This is a genomic window from Streptomyces sp. NPDC060031, from assembly GCF_042736805.1.
Classification (GTDB): Bacteria; Actinomycetota; Actinomycetes; order Streptomycetales; family Streptomycetaceae; genus Streptomyces.
Genome location: NZ_JBHWVM010000025.1, coordinates 68,813 through 95,323 on the forward strand (window position 1 = coordinate 68,813; position 26,511 = coordinate 95,323).

Annotated in this window: 26 protein-coding genes; 15 read left to right on the forward strand and 11 right to left on the reverse strand. The window is 71.7% G+C overall.

Annotated features, from left to right (window positions below; translation table 11 throughout):
* The first annotated feature begins 248 nt into the window (after positions 1-248).
* The 4 genes from ACFWB8_RS14240 to ACFWB8_RS14255 all read left to right on the forward strand — a co-directional run bounded on the left by ACFWB8_RS14240 (position 249) and on the right by ACFWB8_RS14255 (position 2,991).
* On the forward strand, positions 249-404 hold the full coding sequence (locus tag ACFWB8_RS14240) for a hypothetical protein (protein WP_385225743.1): 156 nt from the start codon (positions 249-251) through the stop codon (positions 402-404).
* 157 nt (positions 405-561) lie between these two features.
* Positions 562-1,368 (forward strand): ABC transporter substrate-binding protein, encoded by an 807-nt coding sequence (locus tag ACFWB8_RS14245; RefSeq protein ID WP_385225801.1) that lies wholly within the window; start codon positions 562-564, stop codon positions 1,366-1,368.
* Entirely contained in the window at positions 1,365-2,165 is an 801-nt protein-coding gene (locus tag ACFWB8_RS14250) for an amino acid ABC transporter permease (RefSeq protein ID WP_385225745.1), read from the forward strand. The genes ACFWB8_RS14245 and ACFWB8_RS14250 overlap by 4 nt, the downstream gene beginning before the upstream one ends.
* A 7-nt stretch (positions 2,166-2,172) precedes the next feature.
* Entirely contained in the window at positions 2,173-2,991 is an 819-nt protein-coding gene (locus ACFWB8_RS14255) for an amino acid ABC transporter ATP-binding protein (protein WP_385225747.1), read from the forward strand.
* A 23-nt stretch (positions 2,992-3,014) separates the two neighbouring features.
* Here ACFWB8_RS14255 and bla read toward each other — a convergent pair whose 3' ends face one another.
* On the reverse strand, positions 3,015-3,929 hold the full coding sequence (bla, locus tag ACFWB8_RS14260) for a class A beta-lactamase (protein WP_385225749.1): 915 nt from the start codon (positions 3,927-3,929) through the stop codon (positions 3,015-3,017).
* Positions 3,930-4,065: 136 nt separating this feature from the next.
* On the opposite strand from bla, the gene ACFWB8_RS14265 reads away from it, so the two are divergent.
* The 3 genes from ACFWB8_RS14265 (at position 4,066) to ACFWB8_RS14275 (ending at position 6,303) form a co-directional block, all read left to right on the forward strand.
* Positions 4,066-4,335 (forward strand): DUF6225 family protein, encoded by a 270-nt coding sequence (locus tag ACFWB8_RS14265; RefSeq protein WP_385225751.1) that lies wholly within the window; start codon positions 4,066-4,068, stop codon positions 4,333-4,335.
* Positions 4,336-4,431: 96 nt separating this feature from the next.
* A complete protein-coding gene (locus tag ACFWB8_RS14270) occupies positions 4,432-5,283 on the forward strand; it encodes a PP2C family protein-serine/threonine phosphatase (protein WP_385225753.1) in 852 nt (283 codons plus the stop codon).
* 48 nt (positions 5,284-5,331) lie between these two features.
* The gene (locus ACFWB8_RS14275; RefSeq protein ID WP_385225755.1) at positions 5,332-6,303 is read left to right on the forward strand and encodes an MASE1 domain-containing protein; all 972 of its coding nucleotides are present in this window, start codon (positions 5,332-5,334) and stop codon (positions 6,301-6,303) included.
* A 72-nt stretch (positions 6,304-6,375) separates the two neighbouring features.
* Here ACFWB8_RS14275 and ACFWB8_RS14280 read toward each other — a convergent pair whose 3' ends face one another.
* From ACFWB8_RS14280 to ACFWB8_RS14290, 3 genes are all read right to left on the reverse strand, one after another.
* Positions 6,376-8,676, reverse strand: coding sequence for a family 20 glycosylhydrolase (locus ACFWB8_RS14280; protein WP_385225757.1), 2,301 nt, complete (start codon positions 8,674-8,676; stop codon positions 6,376-6,378).
* Positions 8,677-8,832: 156 nt separating this feature from the next.
* Positions 8,833-9,279: a hypothetical protein gene (locus tag ACFWB8_RS14285; protein ID WP_385225759.1), complete on the reverse strand. Its 447-nt coding sequence runs from the start codon at positions 9,277-9,279 to the stop codon at positions 8,833-8,835.
* Positions 9,280-9,297: 18 nt separating this feature from the next.
* The gene (locus tag ACFWB8_RS14290; RefSeq protein ID WP_385225761.1) at positions 9,298-9,456 is read right to left on the reverse strand and encodes a hypothetical protein; all 159 of its coding nucleotides are present in this window, start codon (positions 9,454-9,456) and stop codon (positions 9,298-9,300) included.
* 73 nt (positions 9,457-9,529) lie between these two features.
* Between ACFWB8_RS14290 and ACFWB8_RS14295 the strand changes: the two genes are divergently transcribed.
* The 3 genes from ACFWB8_RS14295 (at position 9,530) to ACFWB8_RS14305 (ending at position 13,427) form a co-directional block, all read left to right on the forward strand.
* Positions 9,530-10,891, forward strand: coding sequence for a hypothetical protein (locus ACFWB8_RS14295; RefSeq protein ID WP_385225763.1), 1,362 nt, complete (start codon positions 9,530-9,532; stop codon positions 10,889-10,891).
* A gap of 210 nt (positions 10,892-11,101) precedes the next feature.
* The gene (locus ACFWB8_RS14300) at positions 11,102-12,652 is read left to right on the forward strand and encodes a flavin-containing monooxygenase (protein ID WP_385225765.1); all 1,551 of its coding nucleotides are present in this window, start codon (positions 11,102-11,104) and stop codon (positions 12,650-12,652) included.
* Between the two features lie 250 nt (positions 12,653-12,902).
* A complete protein-coding gene (locus ACFWB8_RS14305) occupies positions 12,903-13,427 on the forward strand; it encodes an aldo/keto reductase (RefSeq protein WP_385225803.1) in 525 nt (174 codons plus the stop codon).
* Between the two features lie 145 nt (positions 13,428-13,572).
* Here the strand turns inward: ACFWB8_RS14305 and ACFWB8_RS14310 are convergent, their stop codons facing one another.
* The 4 genes from ACFWB8_RS14310 to ACFWB8_RS14325 form a co-directional block, all read right to left on the reverse strand.
* Positions 13,573-14,412 (reverse strand): dienelactone hydrolase family protein, encoded by an 840-nt coding sequence (locus ACFWB8_RS14310; protein ID WP_385225767.1) that lies wholly within the window; start codon positions 14,410-14,412, stop codon positions 13,573-13,575.
* Between the two features lie 3 nt (positions 14,413-14,415).
* Positions 14,416-15,144, reverse strand: coding sequence for a hypothetical protein (locus tag ACFWB8_RS14315; RefSeq protein WP_385225769.1), 729 nt, complete (start codon positions 15,142-15,144; stop codon positions 14,416-14,418).
* Between the two features lie 136 nt (positions 15,145-15,280).
* Complete coding sequence (locus ACFWB8_RS14320) at positions 15,281-17,143, reverse strand: M1 family aminopeptidase (protein ID WP_385225771.1); 1,863 nt, start codon at positions 17,141-17,143, stop codon at positions 15,281-15,283.
* Positions 17,144-17,551: 408 nt separating this feature from the next.
* On the reverse strand, positions 17,552-18,931 hold the full coding sequence (locus tag ACFWB8_RS14325; RefSeq protein WP_385225773.1) for an erythromycin esterase family protein: 1,380 nt from the start codon (positions 18,929-18,931) through the stop codon (positions 17,552-17,554).
* A 218-nt stretch (positions 18,932-19,149) separates the two neighbouring features.
* Here ACFWB8_RS14325 and ACFWB8_RS14330 point away from each other — a divergent pair, with 218 nt between their 5' ends.
* On the forward strand, positions 19,150-19,479 hold the full coding sequence (locus ACFWB8_RS14330) for a plasmid stabilization protein (RefSeq protein WP_385225775.1): 330 nt from the start codon (positions 19,150-19,152) through the stop codon (positions 19,477-19,479).
* Positions 19,480-19,486: 7 nt separating this feature from the next.
* Here the strand turns inward: ACFWB8_RS14330 and ACFWB8_RS14335 are convergent, their stop codons facing one another.
* Positions 19,487-20,038, reverse strand: a complete 552-nt coding sequence (locus ACFWB8_RS14335) for a DUF6817 domain-containing protein (RefSeq protein ID WP_385225777.1) — start codon at positions 20,036-20,038, stop codon at positions 19,487-19,489.
* A 227-nt stretch (positions 20,039-20,265) separates the two neighbouring features.
* Between ACFWB8_RS14335 and ACFWB8_RS14340 the strand changes: the two genes are divergently transcribed.
* Entirely contained in the window at positions 20,266-20,877 is a 612-nt protein-coding gene (locus tag ACFWB8_RS14340; protein ID WP_385225779.1) for a nucleoside/nucleotide kinase family protein, read from the forward strand.
* 37 nt (positions 20,878-20,914) lie between these two features.
* Here the strand turns inward: ACFWB8_RS14340 and nadE are convergent, their stop codons facing one another.
* Positions 20,915-21,745: an ammonia-dependent NAD(+) synthetase gene (gene nadE / locus ACFWB8_RS14345; RefSeq protein WP_385225781.1), complete on the reverse strand. Its 831-nt coding sequence runs from the start codon at positions 21,743-21,745 to the stop codon at positions 20,915-20,917.
* 189 nt (positions 21,746-21,934) lie between these two features.
* Between nadE and ACFWB8_RS14350 the strand changes: the two genes are divergently transcribed.
* The 3 genes from ACFWB8_RS14350 (at position 21,935) to ACFWB8_RS14360 (ending at position 25,190) form a co-directional block, all read left to right on the forward strand.
* Positions 21,935-22,495: a PadR family transcriptional regulator gene (locus tag ACFWB8_RS14350; RefSeq protein WP_385225783.1), complete on the forward strand. Its 561-nt coding sequence runs from the start codon at positions 21,935-21,937 to the stop codon at positions 22,493-22,495.
* Between the two features lie 93 nt (positions 22,496-22,588).
* The gene (locus ACFWB8_RS14355; RefSeq protein WP_385225785.1) at positions 22,589-24,313 is read left to right on the forward strand and encodes an acyl-CoA dehydrogenase family protein; all 1,725 of its coding nucleotides are present in this window, start codon (positions 22,589-22,591) and stop codon (positions 24,311-24,313) included.
* Positions 24,314-24,452: 139 nt separating this feature from the next.
* On the forward strand, positions 24,453-25,190 hold the full coding sequence (locus tag ACFWB8_RS14360; RefSeq protein WP_385225787.1) for an SOS response-associated peptidase: 738 nt from the start codon (positions 24,453-24,455) through the stop codon (positions 25,188-25,190).
* Positions 25,191-25,208: 18 nt separating this feature from the next.
* Here ACFWB8_RS14360 and ACFWB8_RS14365 read toward each other — a convergent pair.
* Positions 25,209-26,511: FUSC family protein (locus tag ACFWB8_RS14365; RefSeq protein ID WP_385225789.1), on the reverse strand; the 1,303-nt coding region annotated here is incomplete at its 5' end.

Below are 26,511 nucleotides of genomic sequence, written 5' to 3' on the forward strand. Positions count from 1 at the left end.
TCGCGCGGGGGAGGACGGATCACGCCTGTGCATGATCCCGGACGGCAGGGATCCGGACAGGCTTGGGGCATGGCAATCAATGCGATGCGTCCACCAGCCGCGGCCCCCGTATCGGCCCCGCCATCGGCAGTGACCGCGACCGAGGGGCCCGTCCCGCGCTGGGCCCGGACGGTCGCCCGCCTCATCCCCCTGATCGGCTTGCCGGTGTGCCTGTGGCGGCTGCCCATCGGCTTCGGGTTTCAGATGGGATGGACCTGCCCCCTTCGCCGCAACCGCTCTGGCTGACGGTTCCCTACGTCTTCACGCTGAGCCTGCTGTCCGAGGCGTTCGCCCTGCTCTGCTCCGGCCTGGTGCGCGGACTATCGGCGACGGTGCCGGCAGGCCCGTACATCGTGAACCCATGACGAATGCTCCCTCGCCTCGTGCTGCCCGTGGCTTACGATCACGACGGACGGTCACGTCCTGCGACCGCCGCCCACCCCGCCACAGTGGAGGTCACCCGTGTTCTGGACGGCCGAAGGACACCGCAGTCACCGCAGCACCTTCCGCAGCGGCTCCCGGATGCGCGTAGCGGCCGGTGCCGCGGCCGCCGCGGGAGTGTTCCTCGCCGCGGGCTGTTCCTCCTCCGGCGGCGGGAAGGGGGAGGCGGCCGGTGGCGTGCCCGTCGTCGAGAAGGGCAAGCTGACCACCTGCACCCATCTGCCCTACCCGCCCTTCCAGTTCGAGCAGAACGGCAAGGTCGTCGGCTTCGACGTGGCCCTGATCGACCTGGTCGCCAAGAACCTCGAGGTCGAACAGAAGATCCTCGACACGCCCTTCGAGAACTTCAAGACCGGCGCCTTCCTGAACTCGGGCGAGTGCGACCTCGCCGCCGCCGGAATGACGATCACCGACGAGCGCAAGAAGAACGTCGACTTCTCCGTCCCGTACTTCGACGCGACCCAGGCACTGCTCGCGACCAAGAAGAGCGGCATCACCTCGCTCGCCGACGTGAAGGCGAAGAACAAGAAGCTCGGCGCCCAGGCCGAGACCACCGGCGAGAGCTACGCCAAGGCCCAGGGCTTCAACCCCGTCGCCTTCGAGAGCTCCGACGCGGTGCTCAACGGCCTGCGCACCGGACAGGTCGACGCGGTCGTCATCGACTACCCGGTCGTGCAGGGCTGGCTCAAGGACCCGAAGAACGCCGGTGAGTTCGTCCTCGGGAAGCAGAGCATCGAGACGGGTGAGCAGTACGGCTTCTCCGTGAAGAAGGGCAACGCCGCCCTCCTCGCCGCGATCGACAAGGCGATCACGGACGCCAAGGCCGACGGCACCTACAAGAAGATCTACGAGCAGTGGATCGGCCCGCTGCCCCAGGCCACCCCGTGACCTCTCGGCTGACCCGGCGGCAGCGACGCCGCCTCTGGCAGGGCATCCAGTACGCCGTCTTCGTGGCCGTACTGGTCCTGCTGGGCTTCCTCGCCGACTGGGACCGGCTGCAGAACCAGTTCGCCCAGAAGGACCTGGCCCAGCGCCTCTTCCCGGAGATCATCACCCTCGCCCTGCGCAACACGGTGGTGTACACGCTCTCGGGGTTCGCCTTCGGCCTGGTGCTGGGTCTGGTCATCGCGATGATGAGGCTGTCATCGGTGGCCCCCTACCGGTGGGTCGCCGGCGTCTACATCGAACTGTTCCGCGGCCTGCCCGCCCTGCTGATCTTCATCTTCGTGGGCGTGGCGGTGCCGTTGGCGTTCCCCGGTACGGAGATCCCCGGCGGCACGTACGGCAAGGTCGCGCTCGGCCTCGGGCTGGTCGCCGCGGCGTACATGGCAGAAACGATTCGGGCCGGCATCCAGGCGGTGCCCAAGGGCCAGATGGAAGGGGCGCGTTCGCTGGGCTTCTCGCACGGCCGCGCCATGGTGTCGGTGATCATCCCGCAGGCCTTCCGCATCGTCATCCCGCCGCTGACCAACGAACTGGTCCTGCTGTTCAAGGACTCCTCGCTGGTGCTCTTCCTGGGCGTGACGCTGGAGGAGAGGGAACTGACGAAGTTCGGCCGGGACCTCGCCAGCGAGACCGCCAACTCCACCCCGATCCTCGTCGCGGGCCTCTGCTACCTCCTCGTGACCGTGCCGCTGAGCTTCGTGGTGCGCCGGCTCGAGGCCCGTGCGGACAAGGCCACGTGAGGACGAGATGTCACAGAAGACGGGACCGCTGGACACCATGGCCACAGACCGCCCGGAGATCGAGATCCGGGGCCTGCACAAGTCCTTCGGGGACAACCACGTCCTGCGCGGCATCGACCTGGAGATCGGCCGCGGCGAGGTGGTCTGCGTCATCGGGCCGTCCGGCTCGGGCAAATCCACGCTGCTGCGCTGCGTGAACCTGCTGGAGGAGCCCAGCGAGGGCCAGGTCTTCGTCGGCGGTACGGAGGTCACCGACCTCGACGTCGACATCGACGCCGTACGACGCCGCATCGGCATGGTCTTCCAGCAGTTCAACCTGTTCCCGCACGTGAACGTCACCGAGAACCTCACCCTGCCGCAGCGGCGCGTACTGCGCAGGGACAAGGCGCAGGCCGCCGCCGTCGCCCGGGAGAACCTCGAGCGCGTGGGCCTCTCGGACAAGGCGGCGGCCTACCCGGCTCAGCTGTCCGGCGGCCAGCAGCAGCGGGTGGCGATCGCCCGGGCTCTTTCGATGGGCCCGGAAGTGATGCTCTTCGACGAGCCGACCTCCGCGCTCGACCCCGAACTCGTCGGCGAGGTGCTGTCGGTGATGCGCGTACTGGCGGGGGAGGGCATGACGATGATGGTGGTCACCCACGAGATGAGCTTCGCCCGCGAGGTCGCCGACCGGGTCGTGTTCATGGACGGCGGAGTGATCGTCGAGCAGGGGCCGGCGGCGCAGGTGGTCGGCAATCCGCGGCACGAGCGGACCAGGAACTTCCTCAACCGCATCCTGGACCCGGCGGCGGGCGAACCCCCCGTCTCCGACGGCCCGCCCGAAGAGTGAGGTCCGGGCCGGGCCGTCTCGCGTCAGACGAGCGCCGCGGCCAGCAGGGCGGCGGTCTCGGCGACCAGCGGGTTGTCCGCGGCGGCGTCGGGCCGGTCCTTGGTCGTCAGGACGGCCATGACGATCGGCGCCCGGCCCGGCGGCCAGGTGATGCCGGCGTCGTTGTTCGTCCCGTACTTGCCGCCACCGGTCTTGTCCGCCAGGGTCCACTCGGCGGGCAGGCCCTTGCGGAAGCGTTCCGTGCTGGTCGTGTTGGCCAGCAGCCACCCCCTCAGCAGCGCCCGGTCCCGGGGCGCGAGCGCGTCGCCGAGAGCGAGGCGCTCGTAGGTCCGGCCCGTGGCACGCGGGCTGGTGGTGTCCGTCAGCCGGTCCGGCTCCGCGGAGTTCAGGGCGGGCTCCCAACGGTCGAGCCGGGTGATCCCGTCCCCCACCGAACGGCAGAAGTCGGTGACCGCAACCGGCCCGCCGAGCTCGCGGAGCAGCAGGTTCGCGGCGGCGTTGTCGCTCTGGCAGATCGTGGCCGCGCACAGTTGTCCGACGGTCATTCCGTTGGCCACGTTCTCGGGCAGCCCGGTGACCGGGCCGTGTCCGGAATCCGTCACCTCCTGCTGCGTGTAGTGGATCCGCTTGGCCAGGAACTCCCCGTCCCGGTCCTTGTCGCGCAGGACCGCGGCGACCGCGAGGGTCTTGAAGAGCGAGCACATCGGAAAGCGCTCGTCCGCCCGGTACAGCACCGTCCGCCCGGTGGCCGTGTCGCGGGCGAACACGCCCAGGCGGGCACCATGCGCCCTCTCGAGCGCGCGCAGCTCGCGGGCGATCCCCTCCTGCCGCGCCGGAGCCGCGTACGCCGTCCCGCCCAGAGCCGTCCCGCCCAGCGCCACCCCGGCTCCCGCGGCCAGTACGGCGCGGCGGGTCGGGCGGGCTCCTGAGGTCTCCACGATGTGATCTCCCGTTCTTCTGCGGTCCGTATGGAATCAGGACGCACTGGTAGCACCTTTGGTTCGCTCTGGCATCATTTGGCTCGATTCGGCGCGGCGGAGTCCGGTAACCGCCCGATGGCTCTAGCCTCGGCTCATGGCTGACATGTTCGAGCACACCCCTGAGGTGTGGACCGCGGCGAAACTGCGCGACGCCCTCTCCGGTCTCCCCGACGAGACCCCGATCCACATCGGCGTCGCGGACGGCCCCGGAGACTTCGCCGGATACGGAGACTTCGTCCTGGTCAACGCGGAACCGGTGGAGCTGGACCCCGCCGACGACGAAACCGCCCCCGCCGGCCCCGAGGTCCAGTTCACGCTCTTCGCCGACGCCAAGGCGGGCGCGTACCACCTGGACCTGGACTGACCGGGCCGCGCTCGTGATGTGATCACCGGGCCGCCGAAATACACTGAGCGTGCGTTTTGCGCCAGAGCCCATAACGGCAGCACCCCGGAGCCGTCCATGACCAGCCACAGGTCCGCGCGGTCGGCGACCGCGGACGATTTGCTCACCCGGCTCGGGCGGCTCACCGCCCAGGCCAGGGAAGGGGCAGAGCTCCAGCAGGCCCGGGTCGAGCTGGCCGAGGCATTGCAGCGGGAGATCCTGCCCGCATCGCTGCCGGCCCTCCCGGGGCTGCGCACGGCGGCCCGGTACGCGCCCGCCCGCCACGGTCTGAGCATCGGCGGTGACTGGTACGACGGCTTCCGGCTGCCCGAGGGAGCCCTGGGATTCTCCATAGGTGACGTCGAGGGTCACGACGTGGAGGCCGCCGCCTTCATGGGGCAGGTCCGGATCGCCGTACGCGCGGTGGCCGCGGCCGCCGCCGACCCCGGCGAGGTGCTCAGCCGGGCCAACGAACTGCTCCTCTCCGTGGACTGCGACCTCTTCGCGACCTGCACCTTCGTACGGTTCGACCCCGCCGCCGGGGAGATCCAGAGCGCCCGCGCCGGGCACGTGCCCGGAGTCTGGGCCACGACTGACGGGCAGTACGGCGTCGTGGAGGACGAGGGCGGTCTGCCGCTGGGCATGCTGCCGGGCTCGCAGTACCCCGTGACCAGGCGCCGGCTGACGGCCGCGGGCTCGTTCATCCTGGTCACCGACGGCGTCGTGGAAGGCCCCAGGTTCCCGATCGAAGCCGGGCTGGAGCGCGTGGCTGAGGTGGTCAGGGCGGGGGCGGGCGCGGACCCCGGCGACCTGGCCGCCGAGGTGATGAAGGTCGCCGACTCCACCGGCCACGAGGACGACGCCGCGGTGCTCGTCCTGCGCCACGAGGCCTTCGCGGGTCCGCGGGGCGGCACGCGGAGTGCGGCGTAACGCGTGTCACGCACCCCTGAGGGGCGCTGACTGTCGTCTGATGAAGCAATGCGCACCGAGGGCTTGCGACGTCTGTGCCTCACCGGGCTCTGGAACCTTGTCGTCGCCGCCGCCTACTTCGCGGGCGGCCGGGTGGGGCTGCTCCAGCAGGTGGTGCTCGACGGCGCCACCGTCACACCCCTGTGGCCGCCCACGGGCATCGCCGTCGCCTGCCTGCTCTGGCTCGGACTCCGCGTCTGGCCGGGGATCGCTCTCGGCGCCTACCTCGTCATCCAGTCGATCAACCCGATCGATCTCGTCGGCCTCGGGATCGTCGTGGGCAACACCCTCGCTCCGGTGTGCGCCTTCCTGATGCTCCGACGGGTCGGTTTCCGGCCGGCGCTGGACCGGTTCCGGGACGGATTGGCGCTGGTCTTCCTCGGCGGCCTGGTGCCGATGCTGATCAGCGCCACCGTCGGGGCCTGGCTGCTGGTGCTCACCGACAGCCTGCCGCAGAGCGGATTCTGGACCGTGTGGTGGACCTGGTGGGCCGGCGACGCCATGGGCGTGCTCGTGATCACGCCGCTGCTCCTGGTCCTGCCCAGGATCCGGCTGTCCGACGACGTCTACCGGTGGGTCGAGGCGGTCGCTCTGCTGGTCTCGGCCGTCGTGCTCACCTTCCTGGCCACCACGATCGAGTCGGCGCTGCTCTTCCTCGTCTTCCCGCTCCTCATCTGGGCGGCCCTGCGCTTCCAGTTGGCGGGGAGCGCGCCGTGCATGCTGCTGGTGTCCGTGATGGCGAACGCGGCCGCCATCGCCCGCAGCGGTCCCTTCGCCAACCACACGCTGGTCGAGGCCATGGCCAACCTGCAGGCGCTCAACGGCAGCGCGGCCCTGACCTCGCTGCTCCTGTCGGCGCTCGTCACCGAGCAGAACTCCATCCGCCTGGGGATCGAGCAGGCCTGCCAGGACCTGGCCGAGGTGGTGGAGCAGCTCTCGTCGGGGAAGTCGGCGCGGCGTTGGCCGCCGCCGGGGGAGTGACACCCACCTGCCTGCCCACCCGCCCGTCCGACCGGAGGGTCGGACGGGCGGGAGAGGCGAGACGGGCCGGGGTCAGGCGATGCGCCACTGCTGATACGTCGAGCCGTTGGCCGGCTGCTGGGTGACCAGGGCTCCGTCCGCGCCGGACGCGGTGGTCAGCAGGAGCCCGCTCTTCTTGTTGCCCAGGGAGTAGCCGCCGGCGCCGAGCGCGGTGATCTTCCAGCGCTGGCTGTCACCGCCCGTGCAGGCCGCCTGGACGACGGCCGCGCCCGCGGTGGCGGAGCCGCCGGCGACGTCCGCGCACAGCTTGGAGGAAACGTTGACCAGGGTGTGGCTGCCGTCGCTGCCCAGGGTCAGCTGCCACTGCTGGTTGGACCCGCCGTGCGGCGTCCAGGTGATCAACTGGGTGCCGGAGGCACTGGAGCTCGCCGGGTCGTCGAGCGCCTTGCCGCCCGCGGTGAGGGTGCGGGTGCCGCCCAACTGGCCCCCGTACACCTCGAACTCGTACAGCGAGTAGCCGTACGCGGTCCCGCGCTGGGTGCCGTACGCGCGGATGTAGCGGCCCGAGCCGGTCAGCCCGGTCAGGTCCTGGACCCCGCCGGCGCCGGTGGTGGTGGAGTGGATGGTGCGCCAGGTGGCGGCGTCGTCCGAGAGCTGGATCTGGAAGGACTTCCCGTACGCCGCCTCCCAGCGCAGGACGACGCGGTGGACGGCCTGGGTGGAGCCGAGGTCGACCTGGATCCACTGCGGGTCGCCGTAGGCGCTGGACCACCGGGTGCCGGGGTCGCCGTCGGTGGCCGAAGCCGCCGGGAAGTTCACCGTCTCGGTGCTGGAGGCGGTGGTCGGGCGGCCCAGGGCGAGGTTGCCGGGCTGGGCGAGGCCGGGCCAGGCGGGGTTGTGGCCGACGGCCGCCGCGATCGGGGTGAAGGCGGCGTACGTCGGGGTCAACTTCTGGGAACCCCACGTCTGTTGGGCCAGCGCCCGCAGCGGGTACATGATGCCGGCCGCGATCTGGTCCTCGGTCTCGGCGGTCGGGTTGTCGCACCAGACGTGGATCAGTGAGCCGGGGTTCTTCGAGGGGTCGGACACGGTGGTGCCGCCCTCGAAGCGGTCCGGGGTCCAGGTCTCGTACATCCACTTGGTGTCGGGCTTCGCGCCCCCGAGCACGTAATACGTGGGCGTCCAGGATTCGTTGGCGACGACGTGCCCGGCGTCGGCCAGCTGCTGGGGCGTGAGGCCGTAGCTGTACCAGTACTCGACGAGGATGCCAGCGTTCGGTTTGACCGTCCCGTCACCGGACTTGATGCCGTCGTTCCACATCCGGGTGGTCTTGCCGCCCGCCCGGACCAGGTCGTCCGCCCAGTTCACGAACCCGTAGTAGGTGTCCTTGGCGGTCGCGTTCGCGCCGTAGTGGGAACGGGCGTAGCTGAGCAGCTGCGGGTACTTGCCGTAGTCCGTGACGTATTCGTCCGCGCCGATGTGCCAGTACGGGGCCGGGAACAGGGGCAAGTACTCGTTGACCAGGTCCTTGATCAGTGCGTACGAACCCGGGAGCGAGAGGTCGATGAAGTCGGGGCTGACCGCGCCCGAGCTGCTCTTGAGCTTGAGCTCGGGATGGGCGGCCAGGACCGCGTTCATGTGCCCGGGGGTGTCGATCTCCGGGACGATCGTGACGTGGTACTTGCGGCCGAGGGCCACGAGGTCGGCGATGTCCTGCTTGGAGTAGTGGTCGGTGGAGACGATCTCCGGGTGGGTGGAGCTCTCCAGGCGGAAACCGTAGGTGTCCGACAGGTGGAAGTGGAAGTAGTTGAGCTTGAGGTAGGCGAGCTCCTTGATGTGCTGCTTCAGCCAGTCGACCGTGAAGAACTTCCGTCCCTGGTCGACCATGAGCCCGCGCTCGGCCTTGGCCGGCCAGTCGACCGCCGTGCCGGCCGGGACCGAGGCGGACTGGTGCAGCAGTTGCAGGACGGTGCGGGTGCCGTGGAACGCCCCGGTGTCCGTCCCGGCCTGGATGGTGAGGGCGCCCGCGACGGTCATCCGGTAGCCCTCGGCGGGCAGGGTGGCGTCACCGAGACCGAGCCCGATGTCGCCGGTCGCGGCGCTGCCGGTGACGACGGCTACGCTGCGACCGGTCAGGGCGCCCAGATCCTCGGCGAACGTGGCGGCCTCGTCGCCGAGTTGGGAGGAGGCGGCGGGGTCGACGACGATGCGGCTCGTGTCGGTGAAGGTGTACGTTCCGGCGGCGGACGTCCATTGACGCAAGGCCGGAACGGTCTGCGGCGGCCCGGCGGCCGCCTGGGCCGGGGTGGCGGCGGGTAAGGCCAGCGCGGACACCGCGCAGGCGGTGGCGATCAGGAATCTCAGCAGACGCATGGAGTGTCCCCGAGTCGTGAGTGGGGGGCTAAGGGGGCACAAGTGCAGCGCAGAGCCGAGTCCGTGTCAATAGATGCTCGAAACCAGGCCGGATCGCGCATGATTGCGCACGAGCACGGCGGGGGCGGGGCCCTCTGGCCCCGTATCGCCGTCTGCTCACGCGTCCTGTTCCGGCACGGCGAACTCCCGCCACGCGGGTGCATCCGGAGTGATGACCGTCCAGTGGTCTCGGGGGACTTCCGAGATGCCCGCTCCGAGGAACCGCCAGAAGTCCTGGAAGGCCAGTGTGTGGCCTCGGGTGTATTGGTCATGGGGTTGGACACGGATGTCCCAGGGGTGATCGTCGACGTACCACAGGTCCTCGGGCTGCGGTGCGAGGTATTGCGCGGCGAGGGACTCGCTCAGGCCGAGCTCCGGGAACGCCGCGACCACCAAGTCCGGTCGGCCGGAGGTGGGTTGACCGGGAAACCAGTCGCCCTCCGCGGCCTCCTGTACGTAGTGGTCGATCGGCCGCCCCTGGGCGGACCAGAAGTCCGCCAGCGCCTCGTAGACCTGCTCGTGCCCCACCTCGCGAAAGAGGTTGTAGCGGAAGAAGAGTCCCATGAGGCGTACCTCCCTGTCTCAGGCGTCGAGGGCGGCGCGGACGTCCCGGACGGGGGCTGCCGCGGTGTCCACGGCGGCGGGGCCGAGGCCGGGCTGGATCGCGACCTCGTACCGTCCGGCCCGGCAGTCCGCCCACACGCGCTCGACCCGGTCGAGGTCGTGGGTGGAAGTGGTCATCGCTCCGGAAGCTACCCGGGGAGGTGCGGCGGCGCACTCGGATATCGCGCAGGCGCGGACTAGCGTGACCCGCATGACGGACACGGACTTCGAGGGTTCATACCGGGCGCAGACTGCTCCTCTGGTCGCGTTCTTGTGGATGCAGGGCGCCGAGCTGCCGGTCGCCGCCCGGGTCGCCCAGGACACGATGGCCGTGGCCGGCTCCTGGAGGGCCCGGTTCGGCGAAGGTGTTCGTGTTCCGGACCTGCGGACGTGGACGTACCGGATCGCCGTCGGCGGCCTGGTGCGGTGGGCCGAGCCGGAGGATCCGATACCGAACCCGCTCCTCGCGGACGAATCCGCGCGGTACCAACCGGCCGTCGGCCTCGACCGGTTGGCCGAGCTCAACGCACGGCAACGGCGTGTGGTGGCCCTGGCGACGGCTTCCTGCTCCGCCGGTGAGATCGGCTACGAACTCGTGCTGCCCGCATACAAGGTGCATCGGACCCTGCGCTGCGCGGGCAAGTTGCTCGGGGCCGCCACGCACGACGCCGTGGAGGACCGACTCCGCGACCTCCAGGCCGAGTTGGTGGCCGCGCTCGACCCCGTCCTGGACCTGGACGCGGGGCTCACCGAAGCGAGCGGCGCCGCGGCCGCGCGCGACGGCGGCGCCCGGGTGCTCGCGCGGACAGGGGGGTTCGGCTCCCGCCCCCCGGTGCCGCCGTGCGGGGCTCCCGTCCCCGCGGCGGCGCCCGACGCCGCCGACGCGCTCGCCCCGGGCGGCCTGCGGGAGTACGCCGCGGCTCTGGCCGCGCGCGACGACTCGTACCGCAGGACGGAGCGGACGCACTTTCCCATGGCGGAGCTGGCCGCGGTCCGGCTCGGTGCGCTGTTCTCCTTCCACGCCGATCGATTCCGCCGGGACGCCGAACGATCCGGCTACCGGAACTCCCGCTTCGACTTCCCGGCAGCCGACGCGCGCGCGTACGTCGGCGCCCTGGCGCGGGACATCGCGTGTGCCGCGCCCATGTTCGACGCCGTTCGCAGCTCCGGCTCCGGCTCCGGCATCGGTCCCGTGCGCCTCGCCTACCACCTGGAGTCGAGCCTGGAGCACGACGACCCTCACACGAACGAGGTCTCCTACGACGGCATCGACCTGGCCCTCGCGCTGGCCGACTTCCGGCGCGGCGCCCTGGACCTGGCACTGCGGGCGCTCCCCCCGCAGCACGGGCAGACCTCGGACCTGGCCGAGACGCTGAGGCGTTCCGCCTTCGACACCGCCAGGGTGACGGAGCAGCTCAGGAGCCTGAGCAGTGATCTCTCCCAGGCCGAGTCGACCCTCCCCGACGGTGTGTACGTCGACATGACCCGCGACTTCGCCGCTCACGAGGGCTACAACGCGGACCTCATCCACGGAATCGGCGCGGCCCAGGACACCCTGTCCCCGTTCGGGTGAGGACATCGGTGGCCGACGGCGGGGAGAACCGCAGCGTGTGAGGTTTCTGCAGGGTCGGCGGCGCCGGCGGAGCGTGCCCTGGACGGATGGTCGATCCGGGATCATGCAGGGCTCGCTTCGAGGAAAGAAGGCACTGATGCAGGCAGCTTTACGCCGCCACGGACGCCCGGGCCGCCGCCCGACCGCAGCAGTCCCGGCCGGAGCACTGGTGTGATCCCGGCGCAGGCCACCGGCAACGCCCGTGCCGCGAAGGACGTACGCGTCGTGGTCGTCGGAGCGGGGTTCTCCGGGATCGGCGCCGGCATCCGGCTGCGCGACGCAGGCTTCCACGACGTGCTCATCCTTGAGAAGGGCCCGCAACTCGGCGGCACGTGGCGGGAGAACACCTACCCCGGCGCGGCCTGCGACGTGCCCTCGACGCTCTACAGCTACTCCTTCACCCCCGACACGGCCTGGACCCGGGTCTTCGCCGGCCAGCCGGAGATCCACGCCTACCTGCGCGCCACGGCCGAGCGCCACCGCATCGGCGACATGCTGCGCTGCGGAGTGCAGGTGCACGGGGCCCGATGGGACCAGGGGGCGGGCCGCTGGCTGCTGCAGACCAGCGACGGGCCCTACCGCGCCGCCGTACTGGTCCTCGCCACCGGGCCGTGGCACACCCCGTACCGCCTCGACGTCCCCGGCATCGAGGACTTCGACGGGCCCGTGCTCCATACCGCCCGCTGGGACCACGACGTCGACCTGACCGGGCGCCGCGTGAGCGTGGTGGGGAGCGGAGCCTCCGCCGTCCAAGTCCTCCCCGCCATCCAGGAGCGGGCCGCGGCCGTGGACCTCTTCCAGCGCACCGCCCAGTGGGTGCTGCCCAAACCCGACCTGCCGCTGCCCGCGGCGTTCAACCGGCTGCTGGACCGGCTGCCCGGCGCCCGCGGCGCGCTGCGCGCCGGCCAGTACGCCCTGCAGGAGGGCTTCGGCTACGCCTTCCGCCACCCCCGGGTCGCCCGCCTGCTCGAGGCCGGGGCGCGCGCACATCTGCGCCTCGCGGTCCCGGACCGGAGGCTGCGCCGGGACCTCACACCGGGCTACCGGCTGGGCTGCAAGCGCCTGCTGACCTCCAGCACCTTCTACCCGGCTCTGGCGCAGCCGCACGTCAGCCTGCACCCCACCGCCGTGACCGCCGTGCGCGGCAACGAGGTCCTCGGGGCCGACGGCACCCGGGTCCGGGCCGACGTCCTCATCGAGGCCACCGGATTCCGCATGGGTCAGCTGCCGCTGGCGCGGAGCCTTCACGGGGCGCACGGCCGGACCCTCGACGACGCCTGGGGAGGCGAACCGCAGGCCTATCTCGGCACCACCGTCAGCGGGTTCCCCAACCTCTTCCTGCTGCTGGGGCCCAACCTGCTCGGCGGCTCGTCCTCCGCGATCACCGTCCTGGAAGCCCAGCTGACCTACCTCACCGCCGCCCTCACCCACCTCGACCGCGGCGGCCACCGCGCACTGGAGATCGACCCGGCCGCCCAGGCCGCGCACAACACCGCGGTGCAGGAGGCACTCGCGGCGACCGTCTACAACTCCGGCGGCTGCACCAGCTACTACTTCAGCCCCGGCGGACGCAACACCTTCGCCTGGCCCTGGTCCACCGGACGGCTGATCCGCAGGCTCGGCCGCTTCGACCCCGACGCCTACGCCTGGGACGCGCCGGCCCGGCCCGTGGCCCTGCCGCACCCCGGCGGACAGCCGTCCTGGTCGAGGGCGAACACCTGACCCCCGCCGCCACTGCGCGGGGGTTGCCCTCGTGTGCACTCCAGCACCTAGCCTCTCGTCGACCAACGCACCGGCTACCCGCGTGACCACGCGGACCATGAGGGGATGCGCATGAGAAGCGTCGAACTGGGGCGCACCGGCGAGCACGTCAGCGAGGTCGGGCTGGGCTGCATGCTGATGGGGACGACGACGGACGAGGCGGCGTCGGTCGCTGGGCGAGGCCCGGTTCGACGGCGCCGGAGCCAAGACGCTGCGCGCCTCGATCGACGACAGCCTGCGCCGGCTCGGCACCGACCACGTCGACCTCTGCTACGTGCACGTGGACGACCGCGCCACGCCGCTGGAGGAGACTCTGGAAGCCCTGGCCGAGATCGTTCGGGCCGGCAAGGCCCGCCACATCGGCTGGTCCAACGTCCGCACCTGGCGCATGGAGCGCATCCGCGCCCTCTGCGAGCGGCACGGCTGGCCCGCCCCCGTCGCCCTCCAGCAGCAGCACTCCTACCTGCGCCCCCGCACCGGCCTGGACACGGCCTCGGTCGTGGACCACGAGCAGCTGGACTACCTGCGCGCCCACGAGGACCTGCGCCTCGTCGCGTACTCGCCGATCCTGCGGGGCATCTACGACGACCCGGCCAAGCGCCGCGAGCACTGGATGACGGAGCGGTACGCGGGACCCGACGCCGAGGCCCGGCTGCGCGTGCTTGGCGAGGTCGCCGCCGAGCTGGGGGTGACGCCCAACCAGCTCGTACTGGCCTGGCTGCTGCACCAGACCTAGCCCCGGGCGATTCCGCTGATCGGCCCCCGCACCCTGGAGCAGTACGAGGCCGTGCTGCCCGCCCTGGCCTGCGTGCCCTCCGAGGAACACCTCGGCCGACTGGACGCCGCCGGCGCGTAGCGGCCGGGTCCCGACCGGCCGCGCGTCACCCGGTCGCTCCGGGCGCCTTCCCGAGCAGCCGCGTGCGGAACAGGTCGAGGACCGTGTCCAGGGCCTGCCGCGTGGGCTGGCCCGGTGCGTCGACGAGGTGCTCCGTCAGGACGGAGTGCGGCGGGAGGGCGGCCTCGGGGTTCGCCGCGCTGTCGTCCAGCTCGACGGCGACGAACGCCTCGCCGAGCTCGCGCCGCAGGTACGCGAACCGGTCCCCGGGTACCAGCCTGTCGCCCCGGAAGCGCAGCCCCAGGACCTGGAGCCCCTCGCGCTCGCAGCGCCGGCGGACGACCGCGAGGTCATCGGGACTGATGTCGATGGCGCCCGCGCGGCTCGCGGTGACGGCCAGCGGGAGCGACGGCTGGGACAGCACCGGGGCCACGAGGCGCTCGTCGGTGGCCATGGCCAGGGCGAAACCACCGGTCACGCACATGCCGACCGCGCCCACTCCGGGGCCGCCGCAGCGCTCGTGCTCGGCGGCCGCCAGGGCGCGCAGCCACCGTACGACGTCCGAGCCGCGCCCCGTGGCCAGCAGAGTGAACTCCCGGCTCACGCACACCTGCCACAGCGACGACGCCAGGTAGCGGCCGGCATTCGCCCGGCCCCCGGTGGCGGGATTCGCGTCGCGGCCGGGTGTGCCGAAGAGCACCGGGAGCACGGCGGTGCAGCCGGCGGCCGCCACGCGTTCGGCGAACTGAAGGACCTTGGGGGTGATGCCCGGTATCTCCGCCATGATGATCACTGCCGGTCCGGTGCCCCGCCGCAATACCCGGCGGGTGGCGCCGTCATGGGTGAAGGTGCCCTCGGTGAAGCCGGTCACGTCGTGGTCTGTCATGGTTCAGGAGACTCCGTACCACTGGCTGGCCCAGCCGGTGTTGATGGTGCTGGTGGACTGATCGGCGAGGTTCACGGTCGGCGGCAGCGAGGTCTGACCCGTCAGGACGGTGCTGTAGCGGAGCTTCGGCGGCGTCAGGCCGGCATTGACCGAGATGCCGGCTCCCGTGGACTTCAGGGTGAGGGCGTTGGTGGCCCAGTTGCCGTTGAGCAGGAGCGCGATGAAGTAGGTCCCGGGGGCGGCGGTGAACGGCTTGCCGAGGGGGAGTGGTTTGGCGATGGCGTCGGTCATCAGCTGGGACGAGATGTCCGAGGTGGCCCCGACGAGGCGGCCGCTGGCGTCGTACACGCCGAGGTGGCAGTTGGCGAGCTGGGCGTTCGGGTCGACGCCGGCCAGGCCGAGCCAGATGTTCGACCAGGTGATCTGCTCGCGCAGCACGATCCGTACCAGGGTGACCCGGCCGCCGACTCCGGCGGACGACTGGGCGGTGACATGTCCCGCGTCGTTGGGGTCGCCGGTCCAGGCCAGCAGGTTCTGATCCTGCGGGCGGGGCCCCTCATAGCCGGAGCCGCCGCTCTGCACGGGCACGGGCGCGGTCCCGGAAGTCCCGGTGGTCCCGGAATTCACCGCCGCGGGCCGGCTCGCGCCCGACGAGGTGCAGCCGGCCAGGGCGAGCAGCGTTGCGAGCGCGGCTACGAGTCTGGTCGTGGCGGTGGTGGTGCGGGCGTGCATGGGCCCCCCATGAGGTGCGGATGTGCCGACGGGCCATGGTCACACGGCCGCTGCCGTGCGCCGACACCGCGACCCCGCGCCAGGTCCGCCGCGGTGACGCCCGAAGGGGAGGACACCGCGGCGGACCTGCGCCCCGTCAGCCTTCGATGCGGTGCTGGGTCCAGAACGAGGTCAGGTCAGTGGTCGTGGCCGCCTGGGCCGCTGCCTTGAACTCGGAGGTGGTCGAGATGCCGTACCAGTGCGAAGTGGCGTAGTCCTTGAGGAGCTTGGCCATGGCGGCGTCGCCGAGGACGCGCCGCAGGTCGTGCAGGGCGCACTTGCCGTAGCCGTAGATGACGGTGGAGTACCGGGACGAATGGGCGTCCCAGTAGGCCATCGAGTTGGTGACCTTCTCCGCCGCGGAGGCCCACGAGACGCTGCTCCAGCAGTTGGTGCCGGTCTTGTTCAGCGCCAGGTCGGTGGCGTAGTCGGTGAACGCCTCGTCGAGCCACGGGTTGTTGTACTCGTCGTCGCCGACGATGCCGTACCACCACTGGTGCCCGATCTCGTGGGTGAGGGCGGTGGTGCTGACCAGGTCGAGGACGAACCCGGGGTATTCCATGCCGCCGAACCAGAAGTTGTTGTCGATCACCGCGTCGAGTTCGCCGTACGGGTAGGCGCCGAACCTGGCCGCATGGGCGTCCACGGCGGTCTTCGCGGTGGTGAGCATCGACTGCGAGTCGGACGAGCTGATCCCCGAGACGGAGTAGACGTTGATCGGGGTTCCGCCGGTGGACGTGCCGGAGATCTTGCTGAAGGGGCCGGCGGCCCACGCGAAGTCACGGACCTTGGCGGCGGTCGCGGTGGTGACCGTACGGCCGCTGGAGCCCGGGGTGTCGACCGAGGCGCCGGTGGCCGGTACGAGCAGGGTGCTCGGGTGGTCCAGGGTCACCTTGAAGTCGGAGGCCAGCGAGTAGAACGACTCGCCGTTGTTGGTGTACGGGTCCAGGTGCCAGCCTGCCGCGTCCCTGACCGCGAGGACCGGGAGGGCGTTTCCGATGAAGCTGAAGGCTCCGTCGTAGCCGAAGCGGTCGGCGCCGCTGGGCACGTTGATGCCCAGGTCGAAGCCGATCGTGGCGCTCTGCCCCTGGAGCAGCGGCGTCGGCAGGTCGATCTTGAGGGCCGTGCAGCCGACCGAGAGGGCCCCCGCGGTGCCGCCGGTGACGTTGGCGACCGTGATCGGCATGGCGGAGCAGGTGCCGTGGTAGTTGTCCCACAGCCTCAGGTACACCTCGCCGAGGGCGGTGGCGGAGGCGTTGGTGAAGGTCGCGCTCTCGTGGCCGGTCCAGACGGTGCCGGCGGCGTTGCCGCTCAGGCTGACGGTGTATGCGGGCGAGGCCGGGGTACGGGTGGAGTCCCCGGGCGGGACCGTGCCGCCGGAGGCGTCGAGGGCGACGTCGTCGATGACGAAGCTCGTCTTGAGGCTGGAGTCCTCGGTGCCGGTGAAGGCCACGTTGACGGTCTGGCCCGCGAACGACGACACGTCGAACGACTTCTGTACGTATCCGGTGTTCTTGTCGAGGTTCGAGTACGTCGCCAGCGTCGTCGTGCCGATCTTCGCCGTCAGCTTGTCGTACTTGGTGGACGTCGTCGTCTCGGTGGTGTCGATGTGCAGCCAGAAGGTGAGGGTGGCGGTGCTGCACCCGGAGGGGATGGTGACGCTCTGGGAAAGCGAGTCGGTGTGCGTACTGCCGACACCGTTCAGCCAGGCGAAGTACGTGCCGACGTGCGCGGCCTGACCGGCGCGGTTGGTGATCACGCTGGTCTGGGACTGGCTCCAGGGTGAAGTACCGCTCTCGAAGCCGCCGTTGGTGACCACCTGCGCCGGGGTGCAGGCGGCGGCACTCGGGGCCGCGGACGGTGTGGCGGCGGCCGCAGGGGCGAGGGGGAGCGAGGCGGCGGCCAGGGCGGCGACGGCGCATGCGGTCGCGGCGAGGGCCTTGTGGGGGGTGGATCTCACACGAAACTCCTTTGCGGCGGCCGGGATTCCGGCCTGCTCGGTGGCCGCCGCGCCGGCATGGGTGCGCCGGTGGGCAGCCGCGGGCTGTGCGCATCACTTGCACGATCGCTGAGGTGAGGTTTCTGCGGTGTCTCCCTGGGGGTCAGGGCGACGACTGCGGGAAGCCTTGCAGAGTTGACCGGGGCATGCCATCAGGGGTGGGTAAAGTGTTCGCGCTCCCGACCCTCACCGGGTGCGCTCGGGATGCGCTTCGGGGCCCGTCCGTCCGCTGCCGCCGAAGGGCCGCGGGAGCGGTACGGAGCCTTCCGCCCCCGTTTCCGCTCCCGCGTGTCGTGTCGTGGTCAGGCCAGGGGCTCGGTGACGAAGCCTGTCCAGTGCCCTGACCCCGTACGTCCTCCAGGGTGGCTGTCAGGGTGAGGAGGCGGCCGCACCCGGTCCCGGCTGCGACGGGGCGGGGAATCGGGCGGCACTGACCCGGTGGAGGTGGATGACGATGTCGTGCGACTGGGCGAGCGCGATCTGGAACTCCGACCCGTTCTGCCCCGGGTAACTGCCGCCGATGATCCAGGTGGGGCGGGCGGTGGCCAGCCAGGAGCGGGCCGCGGGCGGCGCGGTCCGCAGGTCCAGGAGGTAGTCGCGGTGGCGCACCTTGTCCAGGGTGTACTCGTTGCTGCCGGGTTTCGCGGGACCCACGGTGAAGGGCCGCAGCCGGCCGTCGTCGCCGAACGCGTTGAACGAGCCCTGGTCGAAGGTGGAGCCGATGCTCACGTAGTTCTTGCCCAACTTGTCCCGCAGGTGGGTCCCTTGCATTTTGGGGTAGCGCTCCGGGTCGGGGGTCCGCAGGGCTACGTGCGCGTTGTGGGCCGCCAGCACCACCTTGTTCCCGGTGTGCTGCTGCCACCAGTCCACGTTGTCCGCCATGATCGAGTCCCGGTAGCCCATGCTCTGCGCGGCCTGCCGCGGGTCGTCGTAGTCGAAGGCGTAGCCCCTGGCCGTCTGGTCGATGGCGGTGGCGTGCTGGACCGCCCAGTCGTACGCCTTGGTGCCGGTCCCCGCGCCGGCTGGCTGCTGCTTGAGCAGCTCCAGCGCCCGACCGGTCCGGTCGGCGATCTCCTTCCGCTCGGCGAGCGGCCGTTGCGGATAGGCCGCCATGTGGGCTTCGGGGGTGGTCTCGGGGCGCAGGCCGCGGTACAGCTCGGTGAAGCGCGGCAGCAGCGCCGGGTGGGCCTTGGCCACGTAGGCGGTCACCTTGTCGTAGAGTTCCGGACCGGCGTACCCGAAGTCGTCACCCATGAACTGCACCGGATCGCCGGGGTGTTGGGTGTTGTAGGCGCGCATCCAGTGCAGCAGGTTCAGGTATTCGGTGTTGTTCCAGAAGACGTAGCTGCTCTGGAACTCCTCGCGCATGATCTGCTCCGGATCGCCCGCGCCGCTCAATACGTAGTCGTTGAGCCGTAGTCCGGTGCTCCAGCTTCCCTCCAGCGCGAAGCTGCGGAAGCCCTGCTCCTCTACGAGGTAGCGGAAGACCCGGTGCTTCATCGTGAAGAACTCGTGCGAACTGTGGGTGGCCTCGCCCAGACCCACCACCCGGGCGTCCTTCACCATGCGGCCGAGCGGGCGAAGATCGTCCAGGTTGCCCTGCGGATCGGTGGTGCGCAGGGGGTGTGCGCCGCGTTCCAGGGCGGACACCGGTGACTGTACGGAGGAGGCCGAGGACGCTGGCGCGGCGGCGATCACGGCGCCGAGGGAGAGGAGCAGTACGGCGAGGGCCGGCTTGTGTCGTTTCATGATCCAAGACTTCCCGCCGGCGGGGATGGCGGCCATGGCCCCAACCCCCTGGCCGAGGTGGGGCTACCCCCCCCGGCGGCGTCGGTGTGGCGACCTCGGCGTCAGCCCTCCGTGGTGTGGCGGCCGCCGGCCCGTGTTGCGCCACCTGCGCCATCCGATGCCCGAGGTTTGTCCCGACCTGCGGGGGTAGTCGCAGGGCGTACCGGAAGGAGCGAGTCATGCCGCGTGGAGCCAGCCCCAAACGGGAGCGCCAGTACGAGCACATCAAGGAGAGCGTGCTCGAGCGGGGGGAGAGCGAGAAGCGGGCCGAGGAGATCGCCGCCCGTACCGTCAACAAGGAACGGGCCCGGCACGGCGAAGCGAAGACCGCGAGCCCCCTGTCACTGGAGGACATGTCCTCCGGAGAGCGCGGCGGCCACCGCTCCCACAGCGGAGCCGAGGGGCGCACGTACGACCAGCTCTACCAGGAGGCCAAGCACCGCAACATCGACGGCCGGTCCAAGATGAACAAGGAGCAGCTGAGGCGCGCCCTCGGCGGTGGCAGCTGACGCAGCCCTAGTCCCCGAGCACGGCCGTGCAGGCCTGCCATGCCTGCGGGCTCAGCAGTGGCCGGAGCCGGGTGAACAGTGCGAGGAGGCCCGCTCCCCATGCCTCACGGAAGCTGGCGTCGACGCGGGCGATGTCCACCTCATTGGCGGCGGTCAGTTCCGCGAAGTCCGCGCGCTCCTGGAGGGTCGGGGTGAAGCGGCGGCCTGTGAACCGGTCTCGGAAATCCGCGCCGGTGGTGTCGGCGAGCGTGGGGTAGGACGCGTGGCGGTCGCAGCTCGCGTAGAAGTAGACGATCGATTCGGCTTCCGCGCCGATCGCTTCCACCAGCCTGGACCGGTGCGCGAGCGGCAGCGGCGCGGTGGCGAAGCCGTCGGTCCCGTAGAAGGCGTGGCACAGTCCCGCGAGCTGGAGGGCGGGGCGGGCGTTCCAGCGTTCGGGCTGCTGGCGCACCCGGTGCAGGTGGGCGCCGAGAGTGCCTCCGGGGTGTTCCTCGGTCGCGACGCCGAGTTCCTCCAGGAGGCGCTGGGCTGCAAGGACGCGGTCGGGCGGAAGTGGCATCGGGTGGTTCCTTCCCGGATCGGGTTCGGGTGCGCGCGGGCCCGTGTGGCTTTCAGGTCCGCCACATCAGCCAAGGGCGGCACCCGACCGGCACACCGGAACACCGGAACACGGCCGTGACCGTGCCGTCCACCGCCGACGGCTCCGTCGTCCCGAATGCGGCGGACAAGCGGCGCTACGGGCGGACCGGCCGACCCTCCAGCCAGGCCCCGGGCAGGATGGGGGCCATGGAACGCGCAGAACTGGAACGGCGGGCCCGGGCATTGGCGGTCCCGGGCAGCCGGCGGATCCTCGGGATCGCGGGCCCGCCCGGCGCCGGGAAGTCGACGCTGGCCGCACACCTCGCCCGCGCCCTCGGGCCCGGCCTGGCGGCCGTCGTGCCGATGGACGGCTTCCACCTCGCCCAGGCGGAACTCGTACGACTGCGACGCGCCGACCGCAAGGGGGCGCCGGACACCTTCGACCCCGCCGGGTACGCGGCCCTGCTGCGTCGGCTGCGGGAGCCGGCCGCCGGGGCGGTGTACGCGCCGGCCTTCGACCGCTCGCTGGAGGAGCCGGTCGCCGGAAGCATCCCGGTGGATCCCGGCGTCCCCCTGGTGATCACCGAGGGCAACTACCTGCTGTACGAGGCGGGGGAGTGGGCCGCGGTACGGCCGCTGCTCGACGAGGTCTGGTTCCTCGCACCCGACGATACGCTCCGCGTGCGCAGGCTGATCGACCGCCACGTCCGCCACGGCAAGGAGGAGGCGTACGCCGCTCGGTGGGTGAGCCGGTCGGACGAGGCGAACGCCCGGCTCATCGCCCCGGGCCGCGCCCGCGCCGACCTGGTGGTGGAATGACGGCGATCCGGCTGGGGACCCGGCCAGGTTCCGTCCGCTACGGCGCGATCGGCAGCTGCCGCTTGTGCTCCGTGAGGCGGTAGCGCCGGACGATCGTGTCGAAGGCCCGCTCGCCGACCGGCTTGCCCTCCAGGAAGTCGTCGATCTCGTCGTAGGTGACACCGAGCGCGTCCTCGTCGGCCTTGCCCGGGTCCAGGCTCTCCAGGTCCGCCGTGGGGGTCTTCCAGACCAGCTCGGCGGGGGCGCCCAGGGCGTCCGCGCACGCCCGCACCCGGCGCTTGGTCAGGCCGGTCAGCGGGACCACGTCGGCCGCGCCGTCGCCGAACTTGGTGAAGAAGCCGGAGACCGCCTCGGCGGCGTGGTCGGTGCCGACGACCAGGCCGTCCTGCGCGCCGGCCACCGCGTACTGGGCGATCATGCGCTGCCGGGCCTTGATGTTGCCCTGCACGAAGTCCTGGTGGTGGTCGTCCCGGAACTCGGTGCCACCGGCCACGGCGGCCGCCAGCGCGGCGTCGCTCGCGGGCTTGACGTCCACGGTCAGCACCCGGTCGGCGTTGATGAAACCGAGGGCGAGCTGGGCGTCCTTCTCGTCGGCCTGGACCCCGTAGGGCAGCCGCATGGCGTAGAACGTCGCGTCGTGACCGGCCGCGCGGGCCCGCTCCACGGCGAGCTGGCAGAGCCGGCCGGCGGTGGTGGAGTCAACGCCGCCGCTGATCCCGAGCACCAGGGAGCGCAGCCCGGTGGAGGTGAGCCGCTCGGCCAGGAACGCCACGCGGCGCTCGATCTCCCGCTGCGCGTCGAAGGTCTCGGCCACCGAGAGGTCCCGGGCGATCTCCTGCTGCAGGGCGGTGGACGCCGGCTGGCTCACGGCTGCTCCTCGTGGTCGTTGGGTGCGTCGCTTCGTGGTGCGCTGTCCCGCCGACCCTAACCGAGACGGCCGGGCTCTCGGCTTGCCGGGACCCCACCGCCCGTCCGGCGCTCCGCGTGCCGGGTGAGCCGCGTCTCACCGGGGCGGTGGCGCTTGTCTATGCAACGAGTTGCATAGAAGGATCGGGGCATGGCGCTAGAGCACGCGATCCTCGTCTCCCTGCTGGAGAAGCCGGGCTCCGGCTACGAGCTGGCCCGTCGGTTCGAACGGTCCATCGGCTACTTCTGGACCGCGACCCACCAGCAGATCTACCGCGTGCTGGGGCGCATGGAGGGCGACGGCTGGCTCGACGTCCGCGAAGTGCCGCAACGGGCGAGGCCGGACAAGAAGGAGTACTCCGTCGCCGAGCCCGGCCGGGCGGCCCTCTCCGCCTGGCTCCACGAGCCGATCCAGCCCGACAGCGTCCGCCACGAGCTCGCCGTGAAGATCCGCGGAGCGGCCTTCGACGACCCGGCCGCGCTGATCCGCGAGGTCGAGCGGCACCACCGCGTGCACGGCGACCGGCTCACGCACTATCTCGCCGGAGAGCTCCGGGACTTCACCGGCCCGCAGGCTCCAGCGGCCCGTGACCGCGACCCCGGGCGGGAGCTCCAGCACGTCGTGCTCCGCGGCGGCATCGCCTACGAGCGGATGCAGCTGGCCTGGCTGGAGGACGTACTCGCCACGCTCCACGGCCTCGCCGCGTCCTGACTCCTCAGCTCCCTGATTCCTCAGCGTCCTGACACCTCAGGGCCTGACCCCACAGCGCCAACCCCTCGACCTCCGACCGAAAGGCGAACCTCCATGAGCGACCCGCTGCTGTTCAACCCGCGCACCTACGACCCGGCGCACTTCGACCCCGAGACCCGCAGGCTGCTGCGCGCCACCGTCGACTGGTTCGAGGAGCGCGGCAAGCGCCGGCTGATCGAGGACTACCGCTCCCGTGCCTGGCTGGGGGACTTCCTCGCGTTCTCCGCCAAGGAAGGGCTCTTCGCGACCTTCCTGACCCCGGTCGCCGCCGCCGGCCAGGACGAGCCCGACAAGCGCTGGGACACCGCGCGCATCGCCGCCCTCAACGAGATCTTCGGCTTCTACGGCCTCGACTACTGGTACGCGTGGCAGGTGACCATCCTCGGTCTCGGCCCGGTCTGGCAGAGCGGCAACGCCGCCGCCCGCGCCCGCGCAGCGGAACTCCTCTCCGAGGGTCAGGTGTTCGCCTTCGGCCTGTCCGAGAAGACCCACGGCGCGGACATCTACTCCACCGACATGCTGCTGGAGCCCGACGGCCACGGCGGCTTCCGGGCCAGCGGCTCGAAGTACTACATCGGCAACGGCAACGCCGCCGGCCTCGTCTCCGTCTTCGGGCGCCGCACGGACGTCGAAGGCCCCGACGGCTACGTCTTCTTCGCCGCCGACAGCCGCCACCCCGCGTACCACCTCGTGAAGAACGTCGTCGACTCCTCCAAGTACGTCAGCGAGTTCCGCCTCGACGACTACCCGGTGGGCGCGCAAGACGTCCTGCACACCGGCCGCGCCGCCTTCGACGCCGCCCTCAACACCGTCAACGTGGGCAAGTTCAACCTCTGCACCGCGTCGATCGGCATCTGCGAGCACGCCATGTACGAGGCCGTGACCCACGCCCAGGGCCGCATCCTCTACGGCCGCCCCGTCACCGCCTTCCCGCACGTGCGCCGGGAGCTGACCGACGCGTACGTCCGCCTCGTCGGGATGAAGCTGTTCAGTGACCGCGCGGTCGACTACTTCCGCTCGGCCGGCCCCGACGACCGCCGCTATCTCCTCTTCAACCCGATGACCAAGATGAAGGTGACCACGGAGGGCGAGAAGGTCATCGACCTGATGTGGGACGTCATCGCGGCCAAGGGCTTCGAGAAGGACACCTACTTCGCCCAGGCGGCCGTCGAGATCCGCGGCCTGCCGAAGCTGGAGGGCACCGTCCACGTCAACCTCGCGCTCATCCTCAAGTTCATGCGCAACCACCTGCTGGACCCGGCCGATTACGCACCCGTACCGACCCGTCTCGACGCCGCCGACGACGCGTTCCTCTTCCAGCAGGGACCGGCCCGCGGCCTGGGCTCCGTACGCTTCCACGACTGGCGCACCGCCTACGACGCGTACGCCGCCGTGCCCAATGTCGGCCGGTTCCGCGAACAGGCCGACGCCCTGTGCGAGTTCGTCCTGACCGCCGCGCCCGACGAAGCGCAGAGCCGCGACCTCGATCTCCTCCTGGCGGTCGGGCAGCTCTTCGCCCTGGTCGTGCACGGCCAGCTGATCCTGGAGCAGGCCCGTCTGACCGGCCTGGACGAAGACGTGCTCGACGAGCTGTTCGGGGTCCTCGTACGGGACTTCTCCGCGCACGCGGTCGAGCTCCACGGCAAGGACTCCGCCACCGCGGACCAGCAGGAATGGGCGCTGGGCGCGGTCCGCCGGCCGGCCGTCGACGCCGACCGCGCGGCACGCGTCTGGGCGCGCGTGGAGGCCCTGGCCGGGGCGTACGAGATGGCTCCCTGACCGCTGCCGGACGCGCCCCCTCGACCGGCCAGGACCGTGCCGCGGGGCACGGTCCTGGCCGACGCGGCGTACGCGAAAGGGCGCGACGCCGCCCGGGGCGTCGGCTCGTTCTCGCCGGCAGGGGTGGCACAGTGGGGGTATGTGCGGTCGATACGCCTCTTCCCGGGCCCCGGAGGACCTCGCGGGCCTCTTCGACGCCCAGCGGGACCCTCGCGCCGGGGAACCCGGGCCGTCGTGGAACGTGGCCCCGACCGATGACGTGTGGGCCGTCCTGGAGCGCGCCGACCGCGACACCGGGGAGGTGGCGCGCCGGCTGCGGCCGGTGCGGTGGGGGCTCGTGCCCTCGTGGGCGAAGGACCCGGCGGTGGGCTCGCGGATGATCAACGCGAGGGTGGAGACCGTGCACGAGAAGCCGGCGTTCCGGCGCGCGTTCACCCGGCGGCGGTGCCTGCTGCCCGCGGACGGCTTCTACGAATGGGTCGCCGTGCCCGCCACGGCCTCGGCGAAGGCCTACAAGCAGCCGTACTTCATCCGCCCCGAGGACGCGGGGGTGATGGCCATGGCCGGGCTGTACGAGTTCTGGCGCGACCCGGCCGTCCAGGACGACGACGACCCCGCGGCCTGGCTGACCACGGCCACGATCATCACCACCGAGGCCACCGACGCGGCCGGCCGCGTCCACCCCCGCATGCCGCTGGCCCTCGACCCGGCGGACTACGACACCTGGCTCGACCCCGCCCACCAGGGCACGGACGACCTGCGCGCCCTCCTGCACACCCCGGCCGGAGGCCGCCTCGCGGTGAGCGCGGTCTCGACCGCTGTCAACAGCGTCCGCAACAACGGCCCCCACCTCCTCGACGGGCCCGCCACCGCCTGAGGTCGGCGTGCCCGAGGTTCACCGCCCGCCGCCGGACCCCGGGGCACCCCCGGACTCCCCGGTGATGCGCTCCAGGTCCGTCATCAGCGAGTCCAGCCACGACGCCGCCGCGTAGTACAGCCGCGGCGCGCCCGGCGGCTCCGCCGCGAAGCCGTCGAAGTCCGGGTCCCGCAGCGGCGCCGGCGTCCCCGGGGTGTCGCCGCCCGGGTCGAGGCGCGCCGAGACCAGCAGCATCCGTCCGGCCACCCGGTCCCCGAGCCGCGTCACCGCCGACGTCGGCTCCCGCTCCAGGGGCGGTACGACGACCCGCTCGGGCGGCACCAGCAGCCGGTCCGCTCCCCACAGCGTGTGGTGGCCGGCCATCAGCGTCGCCTGCCAGTCCTGGCCGGGCCGGGCGGACGGCTCGGCCCGTCCCTTCGGCTCGCTCTGGTACTGCGCGTACGCCGCCTCCGCCATGCCCAGCGAGTGGAGGAGCGACCGGTGCCCCGGCGCGGTCACCACGGGCGCCCGCACCCCGCCCGCGGCGAGCTCGGCGGTCGTGGCCACCACGTTCTCGGCAGCGCCGCGCAGCAGCACCGCCATCGACCGCCGCAGCTCGTCCTGCGCGCCCCGGGGCCAGGCCAGCAGCCCGAAGACGGCGCCGATCGCACTGCCGGTCAGCACGTCCAGCAGCCGGAACTCGGCGAGCTGCCACGTCGCGGGCGCCAGCTGGGCGAAGGCCAGGGCGACCACCAGCGTGAACATCGCCTGCGCCCAGCCCACCCCCTTGACGGGCCCCAGCGTGAACGCGAGCAGCATCAGCGGCGGCAGCGCCGCCGCGTACACGGCGACGTTCGTCCCGGCCAGCGCCAGCAGCCCGGCAGCGACCAGGGCGCCGATCAGGGTGCCGGTCAGTGCCACCCGTACGGTCGTCCGGGTCTCCCGTACCGTCGTCCGGGTCAGGGTCAAGGTGGCCAGCAGCACCCAGAAGCCGTGCGGCAGCGTGTCCACCCCGGCGATCACGCGGGCCGCCGTCAGCGCCAGGCTGATGCGCACCGCGTTCTGGAAGAACACCGAGCGACTGCCCGCGTGCCCCACCACCCGCCACCACCACAGCTCCGGGGCACGCTTGTGCGCGTACCAGAACCGGCCCGGGGCCGCCCGCGCCGCGCCCGCGCGGCCCCGTACGGCGATCCCGGCCGCCGTGGACATCGCCAGCGCGGCGTCGGCGGCCTCCAGCACCGCCGCGTGCCGGCGCAGCGCGGCAGGGGAGGCGCCCGCCTCCGGGCCCGCGGCGACGGCCGCGCGGGCCCGGAGCAGCTCGGTGTGCGCGTCCCCGGCG

Coding starts and splice junctions, on each gene's coding strand:
- ACFWB8_RS14295 (WP_385225763.1), top strand. CDS start 9,530: ATGACGGACACGGACTTCGAGGGTTCATACCGGGCGCAGACTGCTCCT.
- ACFWB8_RS14290 (WP_385225761.1), bottom strand. CDS start 9,456: ATGACCACTTCCACCCACGACCTCGACCGGGTCGAGCGCGTGTGGGCG.
- ACFWB8_RS14330 (WP_385225775.1), top strand. CDS start 19,150: ATGCCGCGTGGAGCCAGCCCCAAACGGGAGCGCCAGTACGAGCACATC.
- ACFWB8_RS14275 (WP_385225755.1), top strand. CDS start 5,332: ATGCGCACCGAGGGCTTGCGACGTCTGTGCCTCACCGGGCTCTGGAAC.
- ACFWB8_RS14325 (WP_385225773.1), bottom strand. CDS start 18,931: ATGAAACGACACAAGCCGGCCCTCGCCGTACTGCTCCTCTCCCTCGGC.
- ACFWB8_RS14360 (WP_385225787.1), top strand. CDS start 24,453: ATGTGCGGTCGATACGCCTCTTCCCGGGCCCCGGAGGACCTCGCGGGC.
- ACFWB8_RS14255 (WP_385225747.1), top strand. CDS start 2,173: ATGTCACAGAAGACGGGACCGCTGGACACCATGGCCACAGACCGCCCG.
- ACFWB8_RS14335 (WP_385225777.1), bottom strand. CDS start 20,038: ATGCCACTTCCGCCCGACCGCGTCCTTGCAGCCCAGCGCCTCCTGGAG.
- ACFWB8_RS14350 (WP_385225783.1), top strand. CDS start 21,935: ATGGCGCTAGAGCACGCGATCCTCGTCTCCCTGCTGGAGAAGCCGGGC.
- ACFWB8_RS14280 (WP_385225757.1), bottom strand. CDS start 8,676: ATGCGTCTGCTGAGATTCCTGATCGCCACCGCCTGCGCGGTGTCCGCG.
- ACFWB8_RS14310 (WP_385225767.1), bottom strand. CDS start 14,412: ATGACAGACCACGACGTGACCGGCTTCACCGAGGGCACCTTCACCCAT.
- ACFWB8_RS14285 (WP_385225759.1), bottom strand. CDS start 9,279: ATGGGACTCTTCTTCCGCTACAACCTCTTTCGCGAGGTGGGGCACGAG.
- ACFWB8_RS14340 (WP_385225779.1), top strand. CDS start 20,266: ATGGAACGCGCAGAACTGGAACGGCGGGCCCGGGCATTGGCGGTCCCG.
- ACFWB8_RS14355 (WP_385225785.1), top strand. CDS start 22,589: ATGAGCGACCCGCTGCTGTTCAACCCGCGCACCTACGACCCGGCGCAC.
- ACFWB8_RS14245 (WP_385225801.1), top strand. CDS start 562: ATGCGCGTAGCGGCCGGTGCCGCGGCCGCCGCGGGAGTGTTCCTCGCC.
- ACFWB8_RS14240 (WP_385225743.1), top strand. CDS start 249: ATGGACCTGCCCCCTTCGCCGCAACCGCTCTGGCTGACGGTTCCCTAC.
- ACFWB8_RS14315 (WP_385225769.1), bottom strand. CDS start 15,144: ATGCACGCCCGCACCACCACCGCCACGACCAGACTCGTAGCCGCGCTC.
- ACFWB8_RS14270 (WP_385225753.1), top strand. CDS start 4,432: ATGACCAGCCACAGGTCCGCGCGGTCGGCGACCGCGGACGATTTGCTC.
- ACFWB8_RS14265 (WP_385225751.1), top strand. CDS start 4,066: ATGGCTGACATGTTCGAGCACACCCCTGAGGTGTGGACCGCGGCGAAA.